Source organism: Agrobacterium sp. 6Ca8 (assembly GCF_055382765.1).
This window is the reverse complement of sequence record NZ_AP026433.1, coordinates 1,272,848-1,297,541: the sequence shown is the minus strand read 5'-3', so window position 1 is coordinate 1,297,541 and position 24,694 is coordinate 1,272,848. Positions and strand designations below refer to the sequence as shown.

The window sequence follows — 24,694 nt, the reverse complement described above, 5'->3', positions numbered from 1 at the left end:
GGAGATATTGCGCAATTCAACGATGATTGCATTTATCGCATTCCACCTTGCAGCAAGGATGGTGGCGGCGTTTTTCCGCCGCCACCACCTCCGCCCGGTGGCGGCGGCGGGATACACAATCTGCCAGGCGGTCCTGTCCTCAAGAACTCGATTATCGTTCCCGGCAATGACGTTATAAAGGGGTTAAACTTGGACGGCCCGGATGTGCGGGGAATGCAATTGCAGCTTCAGACCAGATAGACGGTTTATCCGGCGGTTCAGGCTCCAATCCGTCTTGGCTGACACTTGATCTGTTCCGGTTGGTATTTTCCCATATGTGCGCCACCGTCGTCTTCAAAAGGCGACGGTGGTTTGAAACCCGCCTCCAGCGACGGCATTTTCTCCCCTGTCGCAGCACCCTATGGCCATGTCGCAATCAGGCGGCTGAACGGCCGCCGGGCGCTTCATATTCCATCCCATCGATTTGGCAGCACGACAGGCAATGCCGGCGCTTTTTAGGGGTTCTGTAAATGAAGACACATGCACGGGCGGTGGTGATCGGTGGCGGCGTCGTCGGCGTTTCGACGCTTTATCATCTTGCCAAGAAGGGCTGGAGCGACAGCGTCCTTATCGAGCGCAAGGAACTGACCTCCGGTTCCACCTGGCACGCAGCCGGTCTTTTGCCGCTGTTCAACATGAGCTACTCGGTCGGCCAGATCCACAAATATTCGGTGAAGTTCTACGAGGAGCTTCAGGAAGAGACCGGCATGAATGTCGGTTTCTCCAAGGTCTCGAACATTCGTCTCGCCCGCACCAAGGATCGCTGGGACGAATATATGTATTATGCCGGCATTGCCGAGACCATCGGTGTGCGGGTCAACATGCTGACGCCGGAGCAGGTTAAGGAAATCTGGCCGCTTTGCGAGACGGACGGCCTGCTGGGCGCCATCCAGCACCCCGATGATGGTTATATCCAGCCCGCCGACCTGACGCAGGCGCTGGCGAAGGGCGCGCGAGACCGTGGCGCCACCATCTATCGCAACACCACCGTCACCGCCATCGAGCAGCTGGAAGACGGTCACTGGAAGGTGACGACGGATAAGGGCGAGATCATCGCCGAACATATCGTCTCCTGCACCGGCTCCTTTGCCCGCAAGACCGGCGAGATGGTCGGCATCAATATTCCGGTCATCCCGGTTGAGCACCAATATATTGTCACCGAGCCGCACCCGGCCATTCTGGAGCGCCGCCGTCAGGGTCTGCCGGAAATGGGCGTTCTGCGTGAATCGGATTCGGCCTGGTACATGCGCGAGGAGGCCGGCGGTCTGATCCTCGGCCCCTACGAAGTCGGCGCTCCGGTCTGTTATGTCGACGGTCCCTCTGACGATAGCGAATATGAGCTGTTCCAGGAGGAACTCGACCGCCTTATGCCGCATATCGAAACGGCGATGGTGCGCGTTCCGGCTTTCGGTGAAGTCGGTATCAAGAAGGTCTATAACGGCGCTATCGCCTATACGCCTGATGGCAACCCGATCGTCGGTCCGGCACCGGGCCTGAAGAATTTCTGGCTGAATGAAGGCCACTCGTTCGGCATCACCGCTGCTGGTGGTGCTGGCTGGCAGCTTGCCGAATGGATCGTCGATGGTGAGCCTACACTTGATCTGATGGGTGTCGATCCGCGCCGCTTCGGCCCTCACGCAACGGAAGGTTACCTCATTGCCAAGAATGAGGAAGCCTATGCCAACGTCTTCACCATGCATTACCCTGATGAAGAACGTTCCGCTGCCCGTCCGCTGAAGACGACGCCGGTTTACGACCGTCTGAAGAAGCTCGGCGGTGTGTTCGGTTCCGTTTACGGCTGGGAGCGTGCCAACTGGTATGCGCCGGAAGGTTATGCGCTACGCGAAGAGGACCTCGGCGTCGGTGCGGATGTCATCACCAGCCACAACTATGCGCCGCCACTGGATGATGGCCGTATCGTCGAGAAGTGGTCGTTCCGCCGCTCGAACTATTTCGAACATGTCGGCAACGAGGTGAAGAACGTCACCCAGAATGTCGGCGTGCTTGACATGTCGGCCTTCGCCAAGATGGAAGTCTCAGGTCCCGGCGCGCGCGCCTGGCTGGACAGCATTCTCGCCAATATCGTGCCGAAGAAGCGCGGCCGTATTGCGCTGACGCACCTTCTGACTCCAAATGGCGGCGTGAAGGTGGAGTTCACCGTCTATGAATGGGCGCCGGGCCGGTTCTATCTGGTGTCCGCCGGTGGTCTTGAAGCGCACGATCATGATGTGCTCCAGCGCCTTGCGCCCACCGACGGTTCCGTCGTGCTGCAGCCCATCACCCAGAAATACGGCGTGCTGGTGCTTGCCGGTCCGAAGTCGCGCGATCTCCTGAAGAAGCTGACCCGTACCAGCCTCGAGAACAAGGATTTCCCGTGGCTGACGGCGAAGCAGATCTCCGTGGGTGTGGCGACGGCGCATGCGCTGCGCGTCAACTTCGTCGGTGAACTGGGCTGGGAGTTGCACCATCCTATCGAAATGCAGAACTACATCTTCGACCGGCTGATGGAAGCGGGCGCCGAATTTGGCATCAAGCCATTCGGTATTCGTGCGATGGTGTCGATGTCGCTTGAAAAGTCGTATCGCAACATGGGCCGCGAGCTTTCGGTCGAATATAACGCCTATGAATCCGGTCTCGACCGTTTCCTGCGTCCGGAGAAAAACTTCATCGGCCGCGACGCGCTGGTGGCATACAAGGAAGCCGGCTTGAAATCGGTATTCTCGACGCTGACCGTTTCGGGCAATACGGATGTCGATGCCCGTGGTTCTGAAGCTATCTTCGATGCAGATGGCGCACTTGCCGGCCGTGTGACGAGCGGCGGCTTTGGCTGGCGTATCGGAAAATCGATTGCCCTTGCCATGCTGAAACCCGAATATGCCACGATTGGCACAAAGCTGAAAATCCGCATTCTTGGCACGCTTTATGACGCCGAGGTGGTGGAAGAAAGCCCCTTCGATACGGAAAACGCGCTGCTGCGCGCCTGAGGGATTTTCCTGGAAGCATTCGAAACACGGCCCTCCCTCGGGGGCCGTGTTTTCTTTTGGGTAAGCATGTATGCCGACTGTTTTCGGGCAAAAGTGTTATTAATCATTCTGAAAAATACGCCTGCTAATTTCCCGTGAAAGACGACGGGGGACTGGGACAAAATGAATTTTCTGGGCATTACGGGCATGCAATATTCGGGTGTGCCATTTACCAATTGCCGCATTTTGCTTGCGGAAGATACCAATGTGTTCACCCAGATGGTGAGCATGCGCCTGAAGGAATTGCTGGGCGTTTCCGTGGAGGTGTGCCGCAACTTCGAGGAGTTGCAGGCGTGCTACGAACACTCGGCCGAACCCGTGACGCTTGCGATTTCCAATATCAATCTTCCGGGGGCGGAAAATGGCGAGGCGCTGGAATATCTGATCGATCTTTCGATCCCGACCATCGTTTTCACCAGCACGTTCCATGAGGCGACCCGCGAAACGCTGATCGCCAAGAATGTGGTCGACTACATTCTGAAAGACAATATCTTTGCCGTGGACATGCTGACGGAATCCATCTGTCGGTTCCTCACCAACCACCGCCACCATGTGCTGATCGTGGATGACAGCCCAACGGCGCGGGCGCTGCTTTCCAGCCGCCTCAAGCGTTATAATTTCCGCGTCAGCCTTGCCGATAGCGGTGCGAAGGCGCTCGAAATCCTGAAGGCCAATCCCGATATCGGGCTGGTGGTGACCGACTACAATATGCCCGATATAGACGGTTTCGAACTGACACGGCGCATCCGCACCGTACGCGGTTCGCACGAGTTGCGCATCATCGGCGTTTCCTCTTCCACCAACCGGCTTTTGTCGGCGCGGTTCCTGAAGGCGGGTGGCAACGATTTCATGCTGCGGCCCTTCATCGACGAGGAATTTTATTGCCGCGTCAACCAGAACCTCGACACGCTGGTGCAGATACAGCTGGCCAAGGCTGGCGTGAGACCGGCGGCCTGACCGGACTTTTCGTTGTCAAAGCCGCGATAAGTCAAAGCTGAGACTCGAGCGGCAGGAAACGCATGATGCCCGCGACGATCCGGCGGCTGATGGCAGCGTCCGGTTCGCGTCGGTATGTCTTCGGCTGGCCGTGTTCTTCGGTCATCCAGACGATGCGATTGCCGTTGTCTATATCCAGCTCGAAGCTCATCGAGCGGCGGATCTCTTCGCTGAATATCTCGTCCATGCGCGCAACCAGCGGGGCTGAGGTGAAAACGACGCCCATTTCCGTGTTGAGAGACGCGGAGCGTGGATCGAAATTGAGCGAGCCGATATAGCCGGTCTTGCCGTCGCGGGAGAACGCCTTGGTGTGGAGGCTCGCCTGTCCTGAACCGCGAAGCGTAAAGCTTGGCTGGTCCGCCTGTGCACGCAGTTCATGCAGTCGCACCCCGCCCAGCAGAAGCGGCTTTCGATACCGTGCGTAACCGGCGTGAACGGCGGCAACATCTGTTGCAGCCAGCGAGTTGGTGAGGATTGCAACCGAGACGCCGCGCTCGGCAAGGTTTGCAAAAATGTCCAAGCCCTGTTTGCCGGGAATGAAATAAGGGGAGGTGATGTGCAGGCTGTCATTTGCCTCCTGCATCAGCGGCAGCAGGCTCTCCATCAGGAAGTTGTGGCCGTTGCGGCGTTTTCCCGCTGCTTTTTCCGGCGGGTCGGCAAGCACGTCGGCTTCATCGACCCAGTGCAGGCGGTCCGACATCAGGAAATGACCGCTGCCATATTGGTTTTCGACGCGCTCGAGATAGGGTTTGGCAGCCTCGCTTTTCGGCAGCGCAGCAAGCTCGCGCCTTAACCTGGCAAGCTTGCTCGGCCTGCGCGCCAGAAGCGAGCGCACGGGAACGGAAACGGCGCTGTTCCAGTAGTCGTCGAAGATTTCGGTGGCATCCGCAACGATCCTGCCGAAACCGAGAATGTCGAAATCGTGGAAATTGGCCCGTTCGGCGGCATCGAAATAGGCATCGCCAATATTACGGCCGCCAACGATCGCGGCGCGTCCATCGGCAATCCACGCCTTGTTGTGCATGCGCCGGTTGACGCTTCGGAACCGGAGGACCAGTTCCAGGCTTCGATACAGGATGTTTTCCCGCGCCCTGGTTGGGTTGAACAGCCGCAGCTCGATATTGGGATGGCTGTCGATGGCGTGGAAGATGCGGTCGGACATCGAGACGCCGAGATCGTCCAGAAGCAGCCTCACGCGCACGCCGCGATCTGCCGCGGCAATGACCTCGCGCATCATCAGCCGACCGGTCAGGTCGGCATTCCACATGTAATACATCAGATCAAGGCTGCGCCCAGCCGCCCGCGCGGCCGCCATACGCACTGCAAAGGCATCCAGATTGGAATGCAGCAGGCAGAGCGCGTTTTTCTCGTTCCAGCCGTTCCTTATCGACTGCCAGTGGCGGTCGAGCCCGGTCGCATCCTCGGCAACGGGCAGGGCAGTTGAGGGGCGTTTGGGAATGGCCTTTTCCCGCTGCTTGCTGATGACAACAAACAGGGCTGGTCCGACGACCAGCAGCACCATGGCGATAAAGACCGTAAATGCAGTCACTTGTTTTGATCACTCCCGGCCTGAAGATTATCAGGCCGGGTGAAAACGCGCGAGCACATAAAGCGTTCACGGCAGAAGAGGGTGCGGGAGCGAAAAAGCGTGCCTTGCGAAGCGAATGCAGGAGGCGAGACTTGTGAATCACATAAGTCTATGCTTATCTGTTGTCATGACAGAGAATGATATTTTCCGGGCGCTGGCCGATCCGACACGCCGCGCTATTTTCGAGAAGCTCGCGGATGGTGCCCAGAACGCTTCCGCCTTGCGTGAGGGTATCGATATCAGCCAGCCGGCCATGTCGCAGCATCTTGCCGTGCTGCGGGGGGCGGGGCTGGTCGTCGAACGGCGGCAGGGTCGTTTCGTCAATTACGAGGTCGATCCGGATGGGCTGACACGGATTGCGACATGGCTTGGCAAATACCGCGCCTACTGGCCGCAGCGCGTAGAAGCACTGAAGCTCTTGCTGAAGGATATGGATCAATGAACAGGGAACTGCCCGCAGCACCGAAACCCGGTATCGAGCTGGAATATGATCTCGATGAGCCGCCGCAAAAAGTCTGGCGTGCGATCAGCATTCCGGCCTTCCGTGAACACTGGTTGCCGAAGGAGGCTTTAGCTGAACCCGAGGCGATTAGGATCACCCCGGGGAAGGAGGTCTGTTACAGGATGCGGGATGACGTTCCGCCATTTCTGGAAAGCACCGTCACCTTCAGTATTGCACCCAACGCGAGCGGCGGCACCAGCCTGCGGGTCATTCATGAGTTGCCCATCACCGGTTCTGGTCGGATGACAAAGGCCGCCGCAAACCACAACCGTTCGCCCATCAAGCTCGCCGCCTGATCCACCACATTTCCTTACATTTTCAAACGACAGGAGTTCGCCGATGCGCGAAGCGATGCAACTCGTCCCTATGGTAGTTGAACAATCCGCAAGGGGAGAAAGGTCTTTCGACATCTATTCCCGGCTGTTGCGGGAAAGGATCATCTTTCTCAACGGTGAGGTCAACGACGCTGTTTCTGCGCTTGTCTGCGCGCAACTGCTGTTTCTGGAGGCGGAAAACCCGAAGAAGCCGATCCATCTCTACATCAATTCTCCAGGCGGCGTCGTGACCAGCGGTCTCGCAATGTATGACACCATGCGCTACATCCGCGCGCCGGTTCATACTCTGTGCATGGGGACCGCCCGTTCGATGGGCTCGTTCCTGCTTATGGCGGGCGAACCGGGCGCGCGGGCGGCATTGCCCAACGCCAGCATCCTCATTCACCAGCCGTCCGGCGGGTTTCAGGGGCAGGCGTCGGATATGCTCATCCATGCTGAAGAAATCAGGCAGACAAAGCACCGAATGACGCGGCTTTATGCCGAGCATTGCAAACGCAGCTATGACGAGTTTGAAGCGGCAATGGATCGCGACCGTTTCATGACGGTGGAAGAGGCACTGGAATGGGGTTTGATCGACCGCGTTCTGGACGTTCGCGAAGATGTGGCGGCGGCATGACTCAAATCGTCCCGGTTGGCGCATGGCTGGCCGGGACGGTTGATCAGATATCCAGATTATCCGCGAAGGCAGCGCGTTCCTGAATGAAGCGGAAGCGGGCATCCGCCTTGGTGCCCATCAGATTGTCGACCGCCTCGCGGGTGCCTTCGAAATCCACGTCGTCGATCTCGACGCGCAGCAGGGTGCGCTTTTCGGGATCCATGGTGGTTTCCTTCAACTGGGCCGCCATCATTTCGCCAAGGCCTTTGAAGCGGCCGATTTCGACCTTCTTGCCCTTGAAGACGGTTTCCATCAATTCGGCGCGGTGGGCGTCGTCACGGGCATAGGCGCTCTTGGCACCCTGACGGATGACGTAGAGCGGCGGCACCGCGAGATAGAGGTGGTTGCCACGAATGAGTTCCGGCATTTCCTGATAGAAGAAGGTGATGAGCAGTGAGGCGATATGAGCACCATCGACGTCGGCATCTGTCATGATGATGATGCGTTCGTAACGCAAATCCTCTTCGCGGTACTTGGTGCGCGTGCCGCAGCCCAGCGCCTGGATGAGATCGGCGATCTGCTGGTTGGCGGAGAGTTTTTCACGGCTTGCGCTGCCGACGTTGAGGATCTTGCCGCGCAGCGGCAGGATGGCCTGATTGGCGCGGTTGCGCGCCTGCTTGGCCGAGCCGCCAGCCGAGTCACCCTCGACGATGAAAAGCTCGGCATTCTCAGCCGTGTTCTGCGAGCAGTCCGCCAGCTTGCCGGGCAGGCGCAGCTTGCGCACCGCGGTCTTGCGGTTGACTTCCTTTTCCTTGCGGCGGCGCAGGCGTTCTTCGGCGCGCTCGATCACCCAGTCCAGCAGCTTCGCCGCTTCGCCCGGATTGCCGGTGAGATAATGGTCGAAGGGGTCGCGTAGCGCGTTTTCGACGATGCGCTGGGCCTCGACGGTCGCGAGCTTGTCCTTGGTCTGGCCGACGAATTCCGGCTCGCGGATGAAGACGGAGAGCATGCCCGCTGCCGAGATCATCACGTCATCGGTGGTGATTTCCCTGGCTCGCTTGTTCTGGGTCAGCTCCGCATAGTTCTTCAGGCCCTTGGTGAGTGCGATGCGGAAACCGGCCTCATGCGTACCGCCTTCAGGCGTCGGGATGGTGTTGCAATAGGAATGGATCTGCGTGTCGCCGCCATACCAGGTCACAGCCCATTCCAGCGCGCCGTGGCCACCGGTCTTTTCGGTGCGGCCGGAGAAAATCTCGCGGGTGACAGTGAATTCCTTGCCGAGCGTGGCGGCCAGATAGTCCTTCAGACCACCGGGGAAATGGAACACGGCCTTTTCGGGGATTTCGCCACCGGCGGGCACCATGCCGGGATCGCAGCTCCAGCGGATCTCGACGCCGCCGAAGAGATAAGCCTTGGAGCGGGCCATGCGGAAAATACGGGCCGGTTCGAATTTTGCGTGATCGCCAAAGATCTGCGGGTCCGGATGGAAACGCACGCGGGTGCCACGACGGTTGTGCACGTCACCCAGTTCTTCGAGACCGCCGATGGGCGCGCCGCGCGAAAAGCGCTGGCGGTAAAGCTTGCGGTTACGGGCGACTTCCACTTCCAGAAGATCGGACAGCGCATTGACCACGGAAACGCCGACGCCGTGCAGGCCGCCGGAGGTTTCATAGGCCTTGCCATCGAACTTGCCGCCGGCATGCAGCTTGGTCATGATGACTTCGAGCGTCGACTTGCCCGGAACCTGCGGATGGTTTTCCACGGGAATGCCGCGTCCGTTATCGGTGACGGTCAGGAAACCCTCGGTATCGAGATGGACCTCGATGAAATTGGCGTGGCCTGCGACGGCCTCGTCCATGGAGTTGTCGATGACTTCGGCAAAGAGGTGGTGCAGCGCCTTCTCGTCGGTGCCGCCAATATACATACCGGGTCGCATGCGCACCGGTTCCAGCCCTTCGAGCACGCGGATCGACGAGGCACCGTAGTCGTCACCGGAGGGGGACACGGGCGCTGGGGGTGGGGGCGTCGTGACGGCCGCAACGGCTGCTGGTTTCGGCTGCACGTTCACGTTCGCGGCTGCGGACACCGGGGCCTTCACGGGTTTTGCCGTGTCCTCGTTCTTTTCCGTTTCGCTGTTTGGTGCCACCGGAAGACCGGAGAAGAGATCGTTGCTATCGTCCATCATGTCCAAGGTTCAAAAAAGCGTGTCGTCAGAATTTCGCCAAGCGAATCAGTATGCCAATAGGGGCAAGTATAGCGCCAAACGTGCAGGGCGTGTGGCCTAACGCGGCGCACCCTATGCCACGACTATGTCAGGGTTTCGCAACAGGAGGATTGCGCTGCCGCCCTGGCAATGGCAAGTCTCGCAGCCACGAATGAACGGTTAACCAAGTCATGTCCACAGCTCATTTCACGTTTTGTACTCTTTTCTGCCTGACTGTTGCGGCGATGCCGGGCGGTGCCGGGGCGGCGGACGGGCCGCTGCGGCCGTTCAAGGACGAGCTGTTTTCCAGCCAGACAGTGCTTTCCACGGCCGATGGCGGCGCATCTGAGGTGATCGATTATCAGGAGATGCGCGATATCAATGGCCGCGACGAGGTACCGGAACGCCGGGTGAAGCGGCAATATGTGGATATGGCGCCCAAGACAGCGCAGGCGATGGAATCCGTGGCGGTTGAGGGCAGGGCGCTTGAGGTGGGCCGCGTCGGGCCATCATCCGGGCAGGCCTTCACCGTGATCTTCATTCACGGGCGCGGCGGCGACCGGCGGCTTGGCATGAACGACTATACGTTCGGTGGCAATTTCAACCGGCTGAAAAATCTGGCTGTCGCCAATGGCGGCACCTATTATGTGCCGAGCGTACGATCCTTCGATGCCAATGGGGTTGCCGACGTTTCCGCGCTGATCGCCTATGCTGCTAGCAAATCCGGCGGCAAGCCGGTGGTGTTGGCCTGCGCCTCCATGGGCAGCTTCATCTGCTACGGCATCAGCCGCGACAAGGCGACGATCGGCAATCTCAAGGGCATGGCGATCCTTGGCGGCGCGGTCGATCCCGATTTTCCGAAGAGCGCCTTTGCGAAAGCCAAAAAGCCGGTGTGGTTCACCCATGGCAGCGCCGACAAGGTCTATTCCGCCGACAGCCAGGCGACCATCTTTCGCACCTTGCTGAAGGCGGGAGAGCCGGCGCGCTTCACGCTTTTTGAGACAGGCACGCATGGAACGCCGGTGCGCATGACCGACTGGCGGGCGGTTTTGAACTGGATTTTGAGCCGATGAGGTCCAGTTTTGGTTCGACAGGCGCGAATTTCGGCAAATTGACCGACGTTTTGAAGCTTATGACTGCTTTTTTGTACCAATTGTCATCAGCTGCGTTTAAGGAAATATTCCGGGATTTCCGGCAGGGTTTCTGTCGCGATTAGGGGCCGCCTGGCGGCTGAGGTATGGGGTGTTCGCGCAAGCGGCTCTCCGAGACAAAGGGAATGGGATACGCATGACGCCGAATGTTCGACCGCTTGTAGCCGGAAACTGGAAGATGAACGGCACCCGTTCGTCGCTCGATCAGATCAAGGCCATGGCAGAGGGCGTCAAGGGCGCGCTTTCCGAAAAGGTGGATGCGCTGATCTGCCCGCCATCGACGCTTCTTTATGTGGCAACCGCGCTTTGCGACGACAGCCCGCTGATGATTGGCGGACAGGATTGCCACCAGAATGTTTCCGGCGCGCATACGGGTGACATTTCCGCCGAGATGATTGCCGATTGCTTCGGCACCCATGTCATCGTCGGCCACTCCGAGCGTCGCACCGACCATGCCGAGACGGATCATCTGGTCCGTGCCAAGGCCGTTGCCGCCCACCAGGCCGATCTTATTGCCATCGTCTGCATTGGCGAGACGGCGGATGAGCGCAAGGCGGGCCAGACGCTCGATATCCTCAAGCGCCAGCTCGCCGGATCGCTTCCGGACGAGGCAACCGCCGAAAACACCGTCATCGCTTATGAGCCGGTCTGGGCGATCGGCACGGGTCTGACGCCGACCACGCAGGATGTGCGCGAGGCCCATGCCTTCATGCGCGACGAGCTGGTCAAGCGCTTTGGTGATGAAGGCAAGACCATGCGGATTCTCTACGGCGGCTCGGTGAAGCCTGCCAATGCGCTGGAACTGATGGGTGTCGAGAATGTCGACGGCGCACTGATCGGCGGCGCGAGCTTGAAAGCCTCCGACTTCCTTTCCATCTATGCGGCATACGAGCAACTGGCGGCTTGAGACACGCTTTCCTACCACAGTGGCGGGAAAGGGGCTTGGAATAAGCCTTCGCCTCATGTAAAGAGCCGCGAAACCTTCTTTGTAGTGCTCCGCGCGGGGCATGGAATGGATTGTCATGCAGACCGTTTTGATTGTTATTCACCTCATGATCGTGCTGGCGCTCGTCGGCGTGGTTCTGATCCAGCGTTCCGAAGGCGGCGGCCTCGGCATCGGCGGGGGTTCGGGCTTCATGTCCGCGCGCGGAACGGCCAATGCGCTGACCCGCACGACGGGTATCCTTGCCGCGCTGTTCTTCGTGACGTCGCTCGGACTTGGTCTTCTGACCCGGTACGAATCGCGCCCGACGGATATTCTGAACCGTATTCCGGCCACGCAGGGTCAGGGCAACGGCATTCTCGACACGCTCGGCCCGGCACAGACGCCGGCAACGCCGGCTCCGGCTGAGAATGGCGTTCCGACCAACAGCGGCGCTGCAGCACCTGCGCAGACCGCGCCTGCGCCGGCCACTGCTGGTGAAGCCGCTCCGGCGCCGGCCAAGCCCGCCGATCCGAACGCAGTTCCGACCGGTCAATAAGCCCGGTTATGATTTAACGCTCCGGCAGGCCAAAAGCCTGCCGGTTTTCTTTTGTTCGCATTTCGCCACATCCCATTGCCAATTCGTCAACAGCGAATTTGCAACAGCATGAAATTTGGGCTGGCGGAATCAGAGGTAAAAAGGTATCCGGTGAATCCCATGGCGCGATATGTATTCATCACAGGCGGCGTGGTCTCCTCTCTCGGTAAGGGCATCGCAGCTGCGGCACTCGGAGCATTGCTGCAATCCCGTGGTTATCGGGTGCGGCTTCGCAAACTTGACCCCTATTTGAACGTCGATCCCGGCACGATGAGCCCGACACAGCACGGTGAAGTGTTTGTGACGGACGACGGTGCCGAGACGGACCTCGACCTTGGCCACTATGAACGCTTTACGGGGCGTTCGGCGACCAAGACCGACAACATCACCACTGGCCGCATCTACAAGAACATCATCGACAAGGAACGCCGCGGCGACTATCTCGGCGCGACCGTTCAGGTCATTCCGCATGTCACCAACGAGATCAAGGATTTCGTGACCGAAGGTAATGACGAGTACGACTTCGTCATCTGCGAAATCGGCGGCACAGTGGGTGATATCGAGGCGATGCCGTTCATGGAGGCGATCCGCCAGCTCGGCAACGACCTGCCGCGCGGCACCGCAATCTATGTTCACCTGACGCTGATGCCTTACATTCCGGCAGCCGGCGAATTGAAGACCAAGCCGACCCAGCATTCCGTGAAGGAACTGCAGGCGCTTGGCATTCATCCCGACATTCTGCTGGTCCGCGCCGACCGGGAAATCCCGGAAGCGGAACGCCGCAAGCTTTCGCTGTTCTGCAACGTGCGTCCTTCCGCCGTCATTCAGGCGCTGGATGTTGCCAACATCTATGACGTTCCGATCGCCTACCACAATGAAGGTCTCGATTCGGAAGTGCTGGCCGCTTTTGGTATCGAACCGGCGCCGAAGCCGCGTCTGGAACAGTGGGAAGAGGTCTGCAACCGTATCCGCACGCCGGAAGGCGAGGTAACGATTGCGATCGTCGGCAAATATACCGGCCTCAAGGACGCCTACAAGTCGCTGATCGAGGCGCTGCATCACGGTGGTTTTGCCAACCGCGTCAAGGTCAAGCTGGAGTGGATCGAGTCGGAAGTCTTCGAAAAGGAAGATCCGACGCCCTATCTCGAAAAGGTCAACGGCATTCTGGTGCCGGGCGGTTTCGGCGAGCGCGGTTCGGAAGGCAAGATCATGGCGGCGCAGTTCGCCCGTGAGCGCAACGTGCCCTATTTCGGGATCTGCTTTGGCATGCAGATGGCAGTCGTGGAAGCGGCGCGTCATCTGGCCGGCATCGAGAATGCCTCCTCCACCGAATTCGGTCCGACGGCTGAGCCCGTCGTTGGCCTGATGACCGAGTGGGTAAAGGGCAACGAGCTGGAGAAGCGCTCCACCAAGGGCGATCTAGGCGGCACCATGCGTCTCGGCGCTTACAAGGCAGCGCTGAAGAAAGACACGAAGATCGCCGAAATCTACGGTTCCACGGATATTTCCGAGCGCCACCGCCACCGCTACGAAGTGAATGTGGACTACAAGGACCGGCTGGAAGAATGCGGCCTCGTCTTCTCGGGCATGTCTCCTGATGGCGTCCTGCCGGAAACGGTGGAATATCCTGACCATCCCTGGTTCATCGGTGTGCAATACCACCCGGAACTCAAGAGCCGCCCGCTCGATCCGCATCCGCTGTTTGCCAGCTTCGTCGAAGCGGCGGTGGAGCAGAGCCGGCTGGTTTGACGGTTTGAATGAGATGAAGAGGGCCGCTTTTGCGGCCCTTTTTTATTGGGGTGCGCACAGAAAGCGTCAGGCCAGAAGGTTGTGCTTCCTCAGCCATGCCTCATACCATCCAGGCCATTCTTGCGTGGGGGTTCCGGGCTTGCCCATGCCGAAGCCGTGGCCGCCAGAAATGATTGGGTGAAATTCGACATCCACATCCGCCTTCTCGCACGCCTGCTGCATGATACGGCTATTGGCGGGATTGGAAATCCGGTCGTCATCCGCCTGCGTGAGGAAGACCGGAGGGCAATCTTTGCTCACATGGCTTTCCACTGACCACTCTCGTGTTGCCTCGTCTGTCGGGTGCCTGCCGATAAGTGACCTCCGGGTCGATGTATATTCATAGGGCGCTGCAAGCGTGATGACCGGATAGATCAGGGCCGCAACATCCGGCCGGGCTGATTGCCTGTCGATGTCATCGACTGCTTCGTAAGACGCAAAAGCCGAGCGGGCGGCGGCCAACCCCATCAAGTGCCCGCCGGCAGAAAAACCAAGTGCGCCGATCCTGTGCGGATCGATCTGCCGGTCCGAAGCGCGTGCACGCACCAGACGAAATGCGCGCTGCGCATCCTGAAGCGGTGCCAGCGGTCCAGCAGCCCATCCTTCGATCGGCAGACGGTAGGTGAGGACAAAAGCATAAATGCCTCTGGCCGCGAGCCAGCCTGCGGCGGGATAGGACTCCTTGCCTTCCTCGATGCGTTTATATCCACCGCCACCTGCGATGATCATTGCGGAACCATTTGGCTTCGCGGGAGCGAAGACCTCCAGGCTAGGTACGGCAATGTTGGTGACAGCGCCTTTTTTGCTTATATTCGGGACGCCGTTCGGACCACCGCCTCCCGGAGGCGGGCCGGGCCAAAGCGAAATCCATTGCCGATCGCCTTGTGCAAACAGACTTGGGACTTTCATGGCCGTGGCGAGGAACGCACCACCAAGAAGCAGGCTGCGGCGGCAGATCATGATGTCATCCTCAATCGTGCATCTGGTTTCGGCATTCTCTGCGGAAGAACAGCTTACGGGGACGATTTAAAAACACCAAGAGTGGTCAGTACCGGGACATCCCAATGCTTTGACCCTACACCACTGTCTCATCGCTCATCCGTCAATCGAACAAACAAAAAACGGGCCCGAAGGCCCGTTCTCTATTCCAGCGATAATCCCGACCGGCTTACTTCGGGCCGATCATGTTTTCCGGGCGCACATACTGATCGAATTCCTCGTTCGTGAGGTATCCGCCGCCGACGGCCTCGTCGCGCAGTGTCGTGCCGTTCTTGTGCGCGGTCTTGGCGATCTTGGCGCAGATGTCGTAGCCGAGCTTGCTGTTGAGAGCCGTGACGAGCATCAGCGAGTTCTCGACGCCCTTCCTGATGTTGTCTTCGCGGGCTTCGATGCCGACGACGCAGTTGTCGGTGAAGGAGACGGCGGCATCGCCCAGAAGCTGGACCGACTGCAGGAAGTTGTAGGCCATCATCGGATTATAGACGTTCAGTTCGAAGTGCCCCTGCGAGCCTGCGAAGGAGAGCGCTGCATTGTTGCCGAAGATGTGGGCGCAAACCTGCGTCAGCGCTTCCGACTGCGTCGGGTTGACCTTGCCCGGCATGATCGATGAGCCGGGTTCGTTTTCCGGCAGCGACAATTCGCCAAGACCGGCGCGCGGGCCGGAGCCGAGGAAGCGGATGTCGTTGGCGATCTTGAACAGGGCTGCTGCTGCGGCATTGATCGCGCCATGCGAGAACACCATGGAATCGTGCGAGGCAAGCGCTTCGAACTTGTTCGGCGCCGTCACGAACGGCAGGCCGGTGATCTTGGAAATCTCTTCGGCAACCTTTTCAGCGAAACCGACGGGGGCGTTCAGGCCCGTGCCGACCGCCGTGCCGCCCTGGGCAAGCTTGGAAAGTGCGGGCAGGGTGAGTTCGATATTGGCAATCGCCGAGGCGACCTGCGCGGCATAACCGGAAAACTCCTGGCCGAGCGTCAGCGGCGTGGCGTCCTGCGTGTGGGTGCGGCCGATCTTGATGATCTTTTCGAACTGCTTGACCTTGGCTTCCAGCGCCGTGTGCAGGTGCTTGAGGGCCGGCAGCAGGTGGTGAACGATCTCTTCCACGCAGGCGATGTGCATTGCCGTCGGATAGGTGTCGTTCGAGGACTGGCTCATATTGACGTGGTCGTTGGGGTGAACCGGCTTCTTGGTGCCCATTTCGCCGCCGAGCATCTCGATTGCGCGGTTGGAAATCACCTCATTGGCATTCATGTTGGATTGCGTGCCGGAGCCGGTCTGCCAGACGACCAGCGGGAAATGCTCGGTCAGCTTGCCGTCGATGACTTCCTGTGCAGCTGCGATGATGGCGTCGCCTACCTTTGGGTCTAGGCCTGCAAGCGCCATGTTCGCACGGGCGGCGGCCTGCTTGACGATGCCGAGCGCGCGAACGACAGAGGCGGGCTGCTTTTCCCAGCCGATCTTGAAGTTGCCGAGCGAGCGCTGCGCCTGCGCGCCCCAATAGCGATCGGCCTGAACTTCAATGGGTCCAAATGTATCGGTTTCCGTCCGTGTGGCTGTCATCAATCTTGCCTTTTTACTCGTTTTCCTCCGCCAAAACGGCACTTCGCCCGCCTTGCGCGCGCCGATATATAGAATCATCGCGCTGGCAATGAAAGCGTTGCGAGGCATGCCTGGCAGATATTTCCCTTGGGACAGGGCGATTTTGGCGCTCATCCTGCCCGGTTAAGAAAAAGACCTTGGCGTGTCATTTTTACTACGTCGATAAAAGCCCGGAAAACTGGGGTTTCGCCGGCTTGGAACGGCTTGGTCAACCACGGCAAAGTGAATGAAATAAATAGAAATTTAACCATTCTCGCCAATTCTGGAAATTACGTTTTTATGGTTTTGGCCGTAATATGAGGTTCATTTCGGGTGCGTTCTGGACTTCGGCGTTTTCTTTTCAACGGGCCGTCTATCGGCTAGACAAGCATGAAACTGGATGCTCCGTCTTCGTTGGCGGCGCTGGGTGCTACGAGGATCAAATTGCAAGTCACATCTGGAAAAACATCGGCAGCGCTGGTGCTGGCTCTCGGTCTTTCCGTTTCCACCGCTCTTCCCGGCAGCGCCGGCGCGGTAACGCTGATGGACCTTTTGCGTGGCGGGCCTGGCAAGGTTGCGCGCGATCGCGGTGAAATGCCGCCAGCCGGTATCGTCACCTCGCCGCCGACGGTCGGACCGAGCGCCGATGCATCCGATCCCGAGCCTCTGCCGCGTGTTTCCGGTCCACGTTATTACGATTACAAGGCCGATACCGCACGCGCTGTGAACACCGCCAATTTCGGCGATGGTCTTGCCAATGTGAAGTTCAGCGCCACCCCCGAAATCGGCAAGGCTCTGGAAGCCTATTACGGTGCCGGCGGCAAGGCGCTCTGGGTTTCGGAAGGCGAGCTGACTGCCCGAGCGAACGCCGTCATGGCGTTTTTGGAGACTGTTGGCGAAAGCGGCCTCGATCCGGCCGATTACAGCATTTCAGTACCCGCAAAGGACGTGACCGCCAGCATCAGCGCAGGCGCGAACGCATCCGGCACGCCGGTGGAAGTGGCTTCCGCATCGACCTCCGACGCCTATCAGCGCGCGCAGATGCAGTTCGAGCTCGCGCTTTCCGCCAAGGTCCTGGCCTATGTGCAGGATACGACGCGTGGCCGTGTCGATCCGAACCGGCTGTCCGGTTACCACGATTTCAAGCGCAAGACGGTAAACCTTGCGCCCGTGCTGAAGCTTGCAGGCCTCAGCCCGGATATCGCAGCCTATCTGCGCAGCCGTGAACCTTCGAACGCCGAATATCTGGCGCTGAAGGCCGAACTGGCCCGGTTGCGCAGCGAGGGTGATGCGGCCAACACGGTCAAGGTCCCCGCCGATCTGGTGCTGAAACCCGGCAACAGCAGCGGCGACATGGCGAGCGTCGTCAAGGCAATCGAACATCGCGCTTCGCCTGCCTTCAAGGCGGAACATGCGGCGATCATTTCTGGCTACCAGCAGACGCCGGATTATACGCCTGATCTCGTTGATCTGGTGAAGGCATTCCAGAGCGAAAACGGCCTGAAGGCCGACGGCGTCATCGGCCGCGCGACCGTGCGTGCCATGGTCGGCGAAAGCAACGACGCCCGGATTGCCAAGGTGCAGGTGGCGATGGAGCAGATCCGCTGGCTGCCGGCCGATCTCGGCCAGCGCTACGTCTTGATCAACCAGCCCGCCTTCATGGCCTATTACCACAATGACGGACAGGAACAGTTCGGCATGAAGGTGGTGGTCGGCTCCAAGGCCAACCAGACCTACTTCTTCCAGGACGAAATCCAGACCGTCGAATTCAACCCCTATTGGGGTGTTCCGCAGTCGATCATCGTCAACGAGATGCTGCCGAAGCTGCGCCGCGATCCGTCCTATCTCGACCGTCTGGGTTATGAGGTGCAGGTGGGTGGCCGTGCGGTTTCTTCCACCAGCGTCAACTGGTTCGGCTCGACCAATGCCATTTCGGTGCGTCAGCCGCCAAGCAGCGACAATGCACTGGGCGACCTGAAAATCCTGTTCCCGAATGCGCATGCCATTTACATGCATGATACGCCTGCCAAGAGCTTCTTCAACCGCGACATGCGGGCGCTGAGCCACGGCTGTATCCGTCTGGTCGACCCGCGCCGCATGGCGGCGGCGGTGCTTGGCACCAGCGTCGACAAGGTCAACGAGCAGATTGCAGCGGGCAAGAACCGCGCCGTGCAGGTGCCGGTGAAGATACCGGTCTACGTGGCCTATTTTACTGCCTGGCCGGACAAGGCCGGCAAGGTGCAGTTCTTCGACGACGTCTACGACCGTGACAGCTACGTCCAGAAGGCGTTTGCGGTAACGACGAAGGCGCGGGCCGCGTCGATTTGATAGAAATCTCATTGAGAAAAAGAAAGCGCCGGAAACGGCGCTTTTTTTGTTTCTGCGACTGCCAGTTACTATCGTAGCGACGATGCCGTAAAAAGCGTGAATGCCAGTTCGCCATCGCCGTCGAGCATGTTTGCGCTCAACAGCGCATCTTCCAGCGATGATTTGCGGATGAGGAGTTGGTAAAAGAATAGATGAACGAAAAGCGGCGTTGCCGCACCATCGGGATAGCCGTGTGAGGCTATGTAGGCGTGTGCTCGACCTTCAATGAATACTTTGGCGAAATCCTGCGAACCCGTGCAGCAGGCGGTGCTGAACACCACTGTGTCCCGCAGGTCGATGTTACCAGAGAGAATGTCGGCGTGCATGCTGCCGTTTTTCAGTTCTGTTCGGGTTATCTCCGTGTCGCACTCGCCGACGACTAGGCCGTTTTCATCGCCATGACCGCTGATGATGAGGTAGGGCGGCGGGTTGTCTGGCTGTTTCAGGCAGACCAGAATGTCTTCCGGCGTGCCGGGGAGATAAAGCCTTACCGATGCGCCTAGGCTTTCCAGCATTGCCCTCAAAAGCAGGGCCTCGCCAGAATCGCCGACGGCGACAATGCCGACGGCGGTGCGAGGGAAAAGGAAATTGCGATCGACCATGGCGAGCCTGAGAGTGTTCCGATTTATGCAGCGGCGTTGCGTTCTGTCAGCAGCCTTCCCACTAGATCTGGCGTTAGCGTTGCAAAATCATCTATCACGACATCTGGTTCGAGTTCGGCCATCGGCACATCCGAATAACCGAAGGTGACGCCGATCGATGGGACGGCCGCATTTTTGGCGGCGAGAATGTCGTTGATGCTGTCACCCACCATGACCGAGCGCTGCGGGTCGCCGCCAGCCTTTTCGATGGTGCCGAGAATATGGCGCGCATCAGGCTTGCGGAAGGGGAAGGTGTCGCCACAGGTGATGGCGGCGAAATATCGGGTGAGATCCAGTTTTTCGAGCAGTGGAATCGCAAGGATTTCGGTCTTGTTGGTGCAGACCGCGAGCGTGATGCCAGCTGACGAAAGCGCATCCAGTACGCTGACGATGCCGGGGTAGGGGCGGCTGTCGCCGGGCATTTCTGCGCGATAATGGTCAATGAAACGCTCGTACAGCGGCTCCAGTTCGGCTTCCGGCAATTCTACCTGACGCAACGCGAAGGCCCGCTTGATCATCACACGCGCGCCCTGGCCGACGAGATGCGTCAGGTCGTCATAGGTAACGGGGGCAAGACTGGCTGCGGCGATGGTGTGGTTGAGGCTGGAAACGAGATCGGCGGCGGTGTCGACGAGCGTACCATCGAGGTCGAAGATGGCGAGCGGGGAGAGCGGGCGGGATGTCACGGGAACTGGCCTCTTGAGAGAATGCTTTTGGCGATGATATCGATGCGTTCGTTGTGGCCAAGCCTAGGCAAACGGCTTTGTCTTTGCAACCGCGCCACAACGTTCTGTTCGTTGCCTGCAAAAATGCTTTCGTTTGGCTTTCGACCCGTGTAAACAGCACGGCGACGACAAAGCTACCGGAGTTTCAGGCACATGGATGCCCGCCAGATGAAGATCAAGGCCGCCGAGGCCGCATTGTCCCATGTGCAAGACGGGATGCGACTTGGTATCGGCACGGGCTCTACAGCTGAGGAATTCGTCAGGCTTCTGGCGGAAAAGGTTGCTGCAGGCCTGAAGGTCGAAGGCGTACCGACATCCGAGCGTACTGCGCGCCTTTGCGTGGAGCTTGGTGTGCCGCTGAAATCTCTCGATGAGTTGCCGGAACTGGACCTTACCATCGATGGTGCGGACGAAGTGGATCACGGCCTGCGACTCGTCAAGGGTGGTGGCGGTGCGCTTCTGCGCGAAAAGATCGTGGCGGCGGCATCCGCCCGCATGATCGTCATCGCCGACCAGAGCAAGGTTGTGGAGACGCTTGGCGCCTTTCCGCTTCCCATCGAAATCAATCCGTTCGGTCAGGTGGCGACACAGATCGCCATCGAGAAACTGGCGGCGCGGTCCGGCCTCTCGGGCGACCTGACGATGCGTTCGTCGGGCGACGGCGCCTTCATGACGGATGGTGGACACCTCATTCTCGACGCATCTTTTGGCCGTATTCCTGATGCAGAAGCGCTTGCACGCGAGCTGAACACTATCCCCGGTGTTGTCGAGCACGGACTTTTCATAAATTTGGCATCGCTTGCCATCATTGCGGGTCCTGAAGGCGCCCGCGTGATGCAGGCAGTATAACAGGAGCGAGATTTTCATGATCAAACTAGCGGGACTGGGCAAAGCTGCCGCTGCTTCGATCCTCATTTCCGGCATCGTGTTCGGTACTGCCGCACGCGCTCAGGAAATTTCGGAAGCGCATATAGCCGCCGCACGGCAGGCGATCGCCTCTCTTGGCGTTACTGACCGTTTCGATGATATCCTGCCGGGTCTGGCGGAACGTCTGAAGGCCGAACTCATTCAGGCATCGCCGAATGTGCAGGACGTGATCACCGCGACTGTAGACGCCAAGGCACTTGAGCTTGCGCCGCGCCGCGCCGATCTGGAACGCGAGGCAGCACTCACCTACGCGCGCGCCTTCTCCGTCGAAGAGCTGAACGCCATCTCAACCTTCTACAGCAGCGAAGCCGGCAAGAAGCTTCTGAAGGACGGCCCTATCGCCACGCGCGAACTGATGAAGGCTGCCGACATCTGGGCCGCGGGCATCAACCGCGATCTGAACACCTCCAGCATGACCGAATTGCAGAAGGTGGCCGGCGCTGATCTGAAGCCGCTTCCGGCCGATCAGGGCAACACCGGTGGCGCTCCGGCTCACAAGCCCTGAGTGAAATAGATAGAGCGTCGGGTCCCAAAGCTCACGTTCAGAAATATTCAAAGCCCGGCCGTAAGGTCGGGCTTTTCATTTGTGCGTCGCAGCACCTATATGTGCCATGAATACGCCACAGCCCGCCTTGAGGCCGATGGCACGTGGTTTTGATCAGGGGTTTTGACTATGACAGCTTATGACTACGATCTTTTCGTTATCGGTGGCGGCTCGGGCGGGGTGCGCAGCGCTCGCGTTGCCGCCTCACTCGGCAAGCGTGTGGGAATTGCCGAGGAATACCGTTACGGCGGAACCTGCGTCATCCGTGGTTGCGTGCCGAAGAAGCTGTTCGTTTATGCCTCGCAATTTCCGGAGCATTTCGAGGATGCCGAAGGTTTCGGCTGGAGCGTTGGCGAGCGTCGTTTCGACTGGAAAAAACTGATCGAAGCGAAAGACAGGGAAATCACCCGTCTCGAAGGGCTGTACCGCAAGGGTCTGGATAACGCCAAGGCCGATATTTTCGACAGCCGTGCAGAGCTTGTCGATGCGCATACCGTGAAGCTGACGAAGACTGGTGAGACCTTCACGGCCGAGCGTATCGTGATTGCCGTTGGCGGTACGCCGAACGAACACAAGGCGCTGCCCGGCCACGAGCTGACGATCTCCTCCAACGAGGCTTTCGACCTGGAAGAGCTGCCGAAATCGATCCTGATCGCTGGCGGTGGTTACATCGCCGTGGAATTCGCCAATATCTTCCACGGACTCGGTGTCGAAACGACGCTGATCTATCGCGGCAGGGAAATCCTTTCGCGCTTCGATCACGATATGCGCAAGGGCCTTCATGAAGCGATGGAAGCCAAGGGCATTCGTATCATTCTTGAAGACGTCATTCAGGAAGTGAGCAAGGAAGGTGCGGGCGGCTTTGTGGCACGGACGAAGCAGGGCAACTCGCTGCATGTCGGCCTGGTGATGCTGGCGCTCGGTCGCGATCCGAATACGCATGGTCTAGGCCTTCAAAATGCCGGTGTGAAGGTGGATGCGCGCGGCGCGATCATCGTCGATGAGTATTCGCGCACGAACGTTCCTGGTATCTTCGCACTGGGCGACGTCACCGATCGGGTACAGCTGACGCCGGTGGCGATCCACGAGGCCATGTGCTTCATCGAAACCGAGTACAAGAACAACCCGACCAAGCCGGACCACGAGCTTATTGCCACTGCGGTGTTCTCGCAGCCGGAAATCGGCACGGTTGGACTTTCTGAAGAGGAAGCGGGCAAGAAATACCCGGAACTGGAAGTCTATCGCGCGCAGTTCCGTCCGATGAAGGCAACGCTGTCCGGGCGTCAGGAAAAGACGATCATGAAGCTGATCGTCAATGCCGCCGACCGTAAGGTCGTCGGCGCGCATATTCTCGGCCACGAGGCAGGCGAAATGGCGCAGCTTCTCGGCATCACGCTGAAGGCCGGATGCACCAAGGACGATTTCGATCGCACCATGGCGGTTCATCCGACAGCGGCCGAGGAACTGGTGACGATGTATTCGCCAAGCTACCGCGTGGTGAACGGCGAGCGCGTGTAACGCCGTCGCTTGCGCGACCTGATCAAGTCTCCGCTTTGCTCGCCACCACTTGAAAACCATTGTTTTCCGGGTGGTGGCGGGTTTATTAAATCGTTTGAATTGACTTTTATGCACGTTAAACGCCCAAAACGGGCGGAATGGGCCCTATGGCCCTGACATCGGCTATGCAAAGCCTGTGCTTGGAGCTATAAGCCGCTCAATTTTTCGAGGCGGTCGTGCACAAATGCGCGGGCGAGAAAAGGGTAAGGACATGGCACAGAATTGGACACCCGGCAGTTGGCGGCAGAAACCGATCCAGCAGGTTCCCGAATATCCTGACGCGGCAGCGCTTGCGGCGACGGAAGCCACACTTGCGACCTATCCGCCGCTCGTTTTTGCCGGTGAAGCCCGCCGCCTGAAAAAGCAGCTTGCCAATGTGGCAGACGGCAACGCCTTTCTGTTGCAGGGTGGCGATTGCGCCGAAAGCTTCCTCGAGCATGGCGCGGATAATATCCGCGACTTCTTCCGCGCTTTCCTGCAGATGGCTGTCGTCCTGACCTATGGTGCGCAGCTGCCGGTGGTGAAGGTCGGTCGTATTGCCGGTCAGTTCGCCAAGCCTCGCTCTTCGAACGTGGAAGTGCTCGATGGCGTGACGCTGCCGTCCTACCGCGGCGACATCATCAACGGCATCGAGTTCAATGAGACCTCGCGTGTGCCGAACCCCGAGCGTCAGCTCGACGCGTACCGCCAGTCGGCGGCGACGCTTAACCTGCTGCGCGCTTTCGCAATGGGCGGCTACGCCAACCTTGAAAACGTTCACCAGTGGATGCTCGGCTTCATCAAGGACAGCCCGCAGGCGGATCGTTACCGCAAGCTGGCTGACCGGATTTCCGAGACCATGAACTTCATGCAGGCAATCGGCATCAGCGCAGAAAACAACCCTAGCCTGCGCGAAACCGATTTCTTCACCAGCCACGAGGCTCTGCTGCTCGGTTACGAAGAGGCGCTGACCCGCGTCGATTCGACCTCCGGCGACTGGTATGCCACGTCTGGCCACATGATCTGGATCGGCGACCGCACGCGTCAGCTCGACCATGCGCACGTGGAATATTTCCGCGGCATCAAGAACCCGATCGGCCTGAAGTGCGGACCGTCGCTGACGCCTGATAATCTGATCGAGCTGATCGACGCGCTGAACCCTGCAAACGAGGCAGGTCGTCTGACGCTGATCTGCCGTTTCGGCCACGACAAGGTTGCCGACAGCCTACCGAAGCTCATCCGTGCCGTGGAGAAAGAGGGCCGCAAGGTCGTCTGGTCGTGCGATCCGATGCATGGCAACACCATCACGCTCAACCACTACAAGACGCGTCCGTTCGAGCGCATCCTGTCGGAAGTCGAAAGCTTCTTCCAGATCCACCGTGCCGAAGGCACACATCCGGGCGGCATCCACATCGAGATGACCGGCAAGGACGTGACCGAGTGCACCGGCGGCGCCCGCGCCGTGACGGCGGATTCGCTGTCGGATCGTTACCACACCCATTGCGATCCGCGTCTCAACGCCGATCAGGCACTGGAGCTGGCTTTCCTTCTGTCCGAGCGCATGAAGAGCGGCCGGGACGAGAAGCGTCTGGCAATTGCTACTGCCTGACAGAGGCAGATAAAACAAAAAAGCCGC

The 24,694-nt window shown here is 59.2% G+C and carries 20 protein-coding genes; 14 read left to right on the top strand and 6 right to left on the bottom strand.

The window, feature by feature from the left end:
* Positions 1–509 precede the first annotated feature (509 nt).
* Positions 510–3,023, top strand: coding sequence for a GcvT family protein (locus tag ACZ5A6_RS06440; protein WP_174061367.1), 2,514 nt, complete (start codon positions 510–512; stop codon positions 3,021–3,023).
* A gap of 162 nt (positions 3,024–3,185) precedes the next feature.
* A complete protein-coding gene (locus tag ACZ5A6_RS06435; protein WP_003515447.1) occupies positions 3,186–4,019 on the top strand; it encodes a response regulator in 834 nt (277 codons plus the stop codon).
* Between the two features lie 31 nt (positions 4,020–4,050).
* Here ACZ5A6_RS06435 and ACZ5A6_RS06430 read toward each other — a convergent pair whose 3' ends face one another.
* Positions 4,051–5,607, bottom strand: a complete 1,557-nt coding sequence (locus ACZ5A6_RS06430; protein WP_112497517.1) for a phospholipase D family protein — start codon at positions 5,605–5,607, stop codon at positions 4,051–4,053.
* 166 nt (positions 5,608–5,773) lie between these two features.
* Between ACZ5A6_RS06430 and ACZ5A6_RS06425 the strand changes: the two genes are divergently transcribed.
* The 3 genes from ACZ5A6_RS06425 to ACZ5A6_RS06415 are packed head-to-tail and all read left to right on the top strand — an operon-like array spanning position 5,774 to position 7,099.
* Positions 5,774–6,088, top strand: a complete 315-nt coding sequence (locus tag ACZ5A6_RS06425; RefSeq protein ID WP_026330922.1) for an ArsR/SmtB family transcription factor — start codon at positions 5,774–5,776, stop codon at positions 6,086–6,088.
* Positions 6,085–6,444 carry an SRPBCC family protein gene (locus ACZ5A6_RS06420; RefSeq protein ID WP_065658557.1) on the top strand — a complete coding sequence of 120 codons (360 nt, stop codon included), beginning with the start codon at positions 6,085–6,087 and terminating at the stop codon, positions 6,442–6,444. The genes ACZ5A6_RS06425 and ACZ5A6_RS06420 overlap by 4 nt, the downstream gene beginning before the upstream one ends.
* 43 nt (positions 6,445–6,487) lie before the next feature.
* Positions 6,488–7,099: an ATP-dependent Clp protease proteolytic subunit gene (locus ACZ5A6_RS06415; protein WP_013636224.1), complete on the top strand. Its 612-nt coding sequence runs from the start codon at positions 6,488–6,490 to the stop codon at positions 7,097–7,099.
* A 43-nt stretch (positions 7,100–7,142) separates the two neighbouring features.
* Here ACZ5A6_RS06415 and parE read toward each other — a convergent pair whose 3' ends face one another.
* A complete protein-coding gene (parE, locus tag ACZ5A6_RS06410; RefSeq protein WP_013636223.1) occupies positions 7,143–9,263 on the bottom strand; it encodes a DNA topoisomerase IV subunit B in 2,121 nt (706 codons plus the stop codon).
* Between the two features lie 209 nt (positions 9,264–9,472).
* Here parE and ACZ5A6_RS06405 point away from each other — a divergent pair, with 209 nt between their 5' ends.
* The 4 genes from ACZ5A6_RS06405 (at position 9,473) to ACZ5A6_RS06390 (ending at position 13,701) form a co-directional block, all read left to right on the top strand.
* Complete coding sequence (locus tag ACZ5A6_RS06405) at positions 9,473–10,354, top strand: dienelactone hydrolase family protein (RefSeq protein WP_174061366.1); 882 nt, start codon at positions 9,473–9,475, stop codon at positions 10,352–10,354.
* Between the two features lie 214 nt (positions 10,355–10,568).
* Entirely contained in the window at positions 10,569–11,339 is a 771-nt protein-coding gene (gene tpiA, locus ACZ5A6_RS06400; RefSeq protein ID WP_174061365.1) for a triose-phosphate isomerase, read from the top strand.
* A 115-nt stretch (positions 11,340–11,454) separates the two neighbouring features.
* On the top strand, positions 11,455–11,913 hold the full coding sequence (gene secG / locus ACZ5A6_RS06395; RefSeq protein WP_003515429.1) for a preprotein translocase subunit SecG: 459 nt from the start codon (positions 11,455–11,457) through the stop codon (positions 11,911–11,913).
* A gap of 150 nt (positions 11,914–12,063) precedes the next feature.
* Complete coding sequence (locus ACZ5A6_RS06390) at positions 12,064–13,701, top strand: CTP synthase (RefSeq protein WP_035198927.1); 1,638 nt, start codon at positions 12,064–12,066, stop codon at positions 13,699–13,701.
* 66 nt (positions 13,702–13,767) lie between these two features.
* Here the strand turns inward: ACZ5A6_RS06390 and ACZ5A6_RS06385 are convergent, their stop codons facing one another.
* Positions 13,768–14,700, bottom strand: a complete 933-nt coding sequence (locus tag ACZ5A6_RS06385) for an alpha/beta hydrolase (RefSeq protein WP_174061364.1) — start codon at positions 14,698–14,700, stop codon at positions 13,768–13,770.
* 208 nt (positions 14,701–14,908) lie between these two features.
* Positions 14,909–16,300, bottom strand: a complete 1,392-nt coding sequence (fumC, locus tag ACZ5A6_RS06380; protein ID WP_026330925.1) for a class II fumarate hydratase — start codon at positions 16,298–16,300, stop codon at positions 14,909–14,911.
* A 408-nt stretch (positions 16,301–16,708) separates the two neighbouring features.
* Between fumC and ACZ5A6_RS06375 the strand changes: the two genes are divergently transcribed.
* Positions 16,709–18,646: a L,D-transpeptidase family protein gene (locus ACZ5A6_RS06375; protein ID WP_081307184.1), complete on the top strand. Its 1,938-nt coding sequence runs from the start codon at positions 16,709–16,711 to the stop codon at positions 18,644–18,646.
* A 68-nt stretch (positions 18,647–18,714) separates the two neighbouring features.
* Here ACZ5A6_RS06375 and ACZ5A6_RS06370 read toward each other — a convergent pair whose 3' ends face one another.
* Together ACZ5A6_RS06370 and ACZ5A6_RS06365 are read right to left on the bottom strand one after the other, a co-directional pair.
* Positions 18,715–19,287 (bottom strand): hypothetical protein, encoded by a 573-nt coding sequence (locus ACZ5A6_RS06370; protein ID WP_174061363.1) that lies wholly within the window; start codon positions 19,285–19,287, stop codon positions 18,715–18,717.
* A 23-nt stretch (positions 19,288–19,310) separates the two neighbouring features.
* Positions 19,311–20,012: an HAD family hydrolase gene (locus tag ACZ5A6_RS06365; protein WP_149910070.1), complete on the bottom strand. Its 702-nt coding sequence runs from the start codon at positions 20,010–20,012 to the stop codon at positions 19,311–19,313.
* Positions 20,013–20,204: 192 nt separating this feature from the next.
* On the opposite strand from ACZ5A6_RS06365, the gene rpiA reads away from it, so the two are divergent.
* The 4 genes from rpiA to ACZ5A6_RS06345 all read left to right on the top strand — a co-directional run bounded on the left by rpiA (position 20,205) and on the right by ACZ5A6_RS06345 (position 24,667).
* Positions 20,205–20,900, top strand: coding sequence for a ribose-5-phosphate isomerase RpiA (gene rpiA / locus ACZ5A6_RS06360; protein WP_003515412.1), 696 nt, complete (start codon positions 20,205–20,207; stop codon positions 20,898–20,900).
* A 16-nt stretch (positions 20,901–20,916) separates the two neighbouring features.
* A complete protein-coding gene (locus ACZ5A6_RS06355) occupies positions 20,917–21,483 on the top strand; it encodes a DUF2059 domain-containing protein (protein WP_003515410.1) in 567 nt (188 codons plus the stop codon).
* 168 nt (positions 21,484–21,651) lie between these two features.
* A complete protein-coding gene (gene gor / locus ACZ5A6_RS06350) occupies positions 21,652–23,040 on the top strand; it encodes a glutathione-disulfide reductase (RefSeq protein WP_174061360.1) in 1,389 nt (462 codons plus the stop codon).
* Positions 23,041–23,290: 250 nt separating this feature from the next.
* Positions 23,291–24,667, top strand: coding sequence for a class II 3-deoxy-7-phosphoheptulonate synthase (locus ACZ5A6_RS06345; protein WP_003515403.1), 1,377 nt, complete (start codon positions 23,291–23,293; stop codon positions 24,665–24,667).
* Positions 24,668–24,694: the final 27 nt, after the last annotated feature.

Excerpts from the sequence above, each read along its gene's own strand:
- fumC (WP_026330925.1), bottom strand. The coding sequence starts at position 16,300 with ATGACAGCCACACGGACGGAAACCGATACATTTGGACCCATTGAAGTT.
- ACZ5A6_RS06420 (WP_065658557.1), top strand. The coding sequence starts at position 6,085 with ATGAACAGGGAACTGCCCGCAGCACCGAAACCCGGTATCGAGCTGGAA.
- ACZ5A6_RS06345 (WP_003515403.1), top strand. The coding sequence starts at position 23,291 with ATGGCACAGAATTGGACACCCGGCAGTTGGCGGCAGAAACCGATCCAG.
- ACZ5A6_RS06385 (WP_174061364.1), bottom strand. The coding sequence starts at position 14,700 with ATGATCTGCCGCCGCAGCCTGCTTCTTGGTGGTGCGTTCCTCGCCACG.
- gor (WP_174061360.1), top strand. The coding sequence starts at position 21,652 with ATGACAGCTTATGACTACGATCTTTTCGTTATCGGTGGCGGCTCGGGC.
- ACZ5A6_RS06375 (WP_081307184.1), top strand. The coding sequence starts at position 16,709 with ATGAAACTGGATGCTCCGTCTTCGTTGGCGGCGCTGGGTGCTACGAGG.
- ACZ5A6_RS06370 (WP_174061363.1), bottom strand. The coding sequence starts at position 19,287 with ATGGTCGATCGCAATTTCCTTTTCCCTCGCACCGCCGTCGGCATTGTC.
- ACZ5A6_RS06355 (WP_003515410.1), top strand. The coding sequence starts at position 20,917 with ATGATCAAACTAGCGGGACTGGGCAAAGCTGCCGCTGCTTCGATCCTC.
- ACZ5A6_RS06415 (WP_013636224.1), top strand. The coding sequence starts at position 6,488 with ATGCGCGAAGCGATGCAACTCGTCCCTATGGTAGTTGAACAATCCGCA.
- secG (WP_003515429.1), top strand. The coding sequence starts at position 11,455 with ATGCAGACCGTTTTGATTGTTATTCACCTCATGATCGTGCTGGCGCTC.
- rpiA (WP_003515412.1), top strand. The coding sequence starts at position 20,205 with ATGGATGCCCGCCAGATGAAGATCAAGGCCGCCGAGGCCGCATTGTCC.
- tpiA (WP_174061365.1), top strand. The coding sequence starts at position 10,569 with ATGACGCCGAATGTTCGACCGCTTGTAGCCGGAAACTGGAAGATGAAC.
- ACZ5A6_RS06425 (WP_026330922.1), top strand. The coding sequence starts at position 5,774 with ATGACAGAGAATGATATTTTCCGGGCGCTGGCCGATCCGACACGCCGC.
- ACZ5A6_RS06405 (WP_174061366.1), top strand. The coding sequence starts at position 9,473 with ATGTCCACAGCTCATTTCACGTTTTGTACTCTTTTCTGCCTGACTGTT.
- ACZ5A6_RS06440 (WP_174061367.1), top strand. The coding sequence starts at position 510 with ATGAAGACACATGCACGGGCGGTGGTGATCGGTGGCGGCGTCGTCGGC.
- ACZ5A6_RS06435 (WP_003515447.1), top strand. The coding sequence starts at position 3,186 with ATGAATTTTCTGGGCATTACGGGCATGCAATATTCGGGTGTGCCATTT.
- parE (WP_013636223.1), bottom strand. The coding sequence starts at position 9,263 with ATGATGGACGATAGCAACGATCTCTTCTCCGGTCTTCCGGTGGCACCA.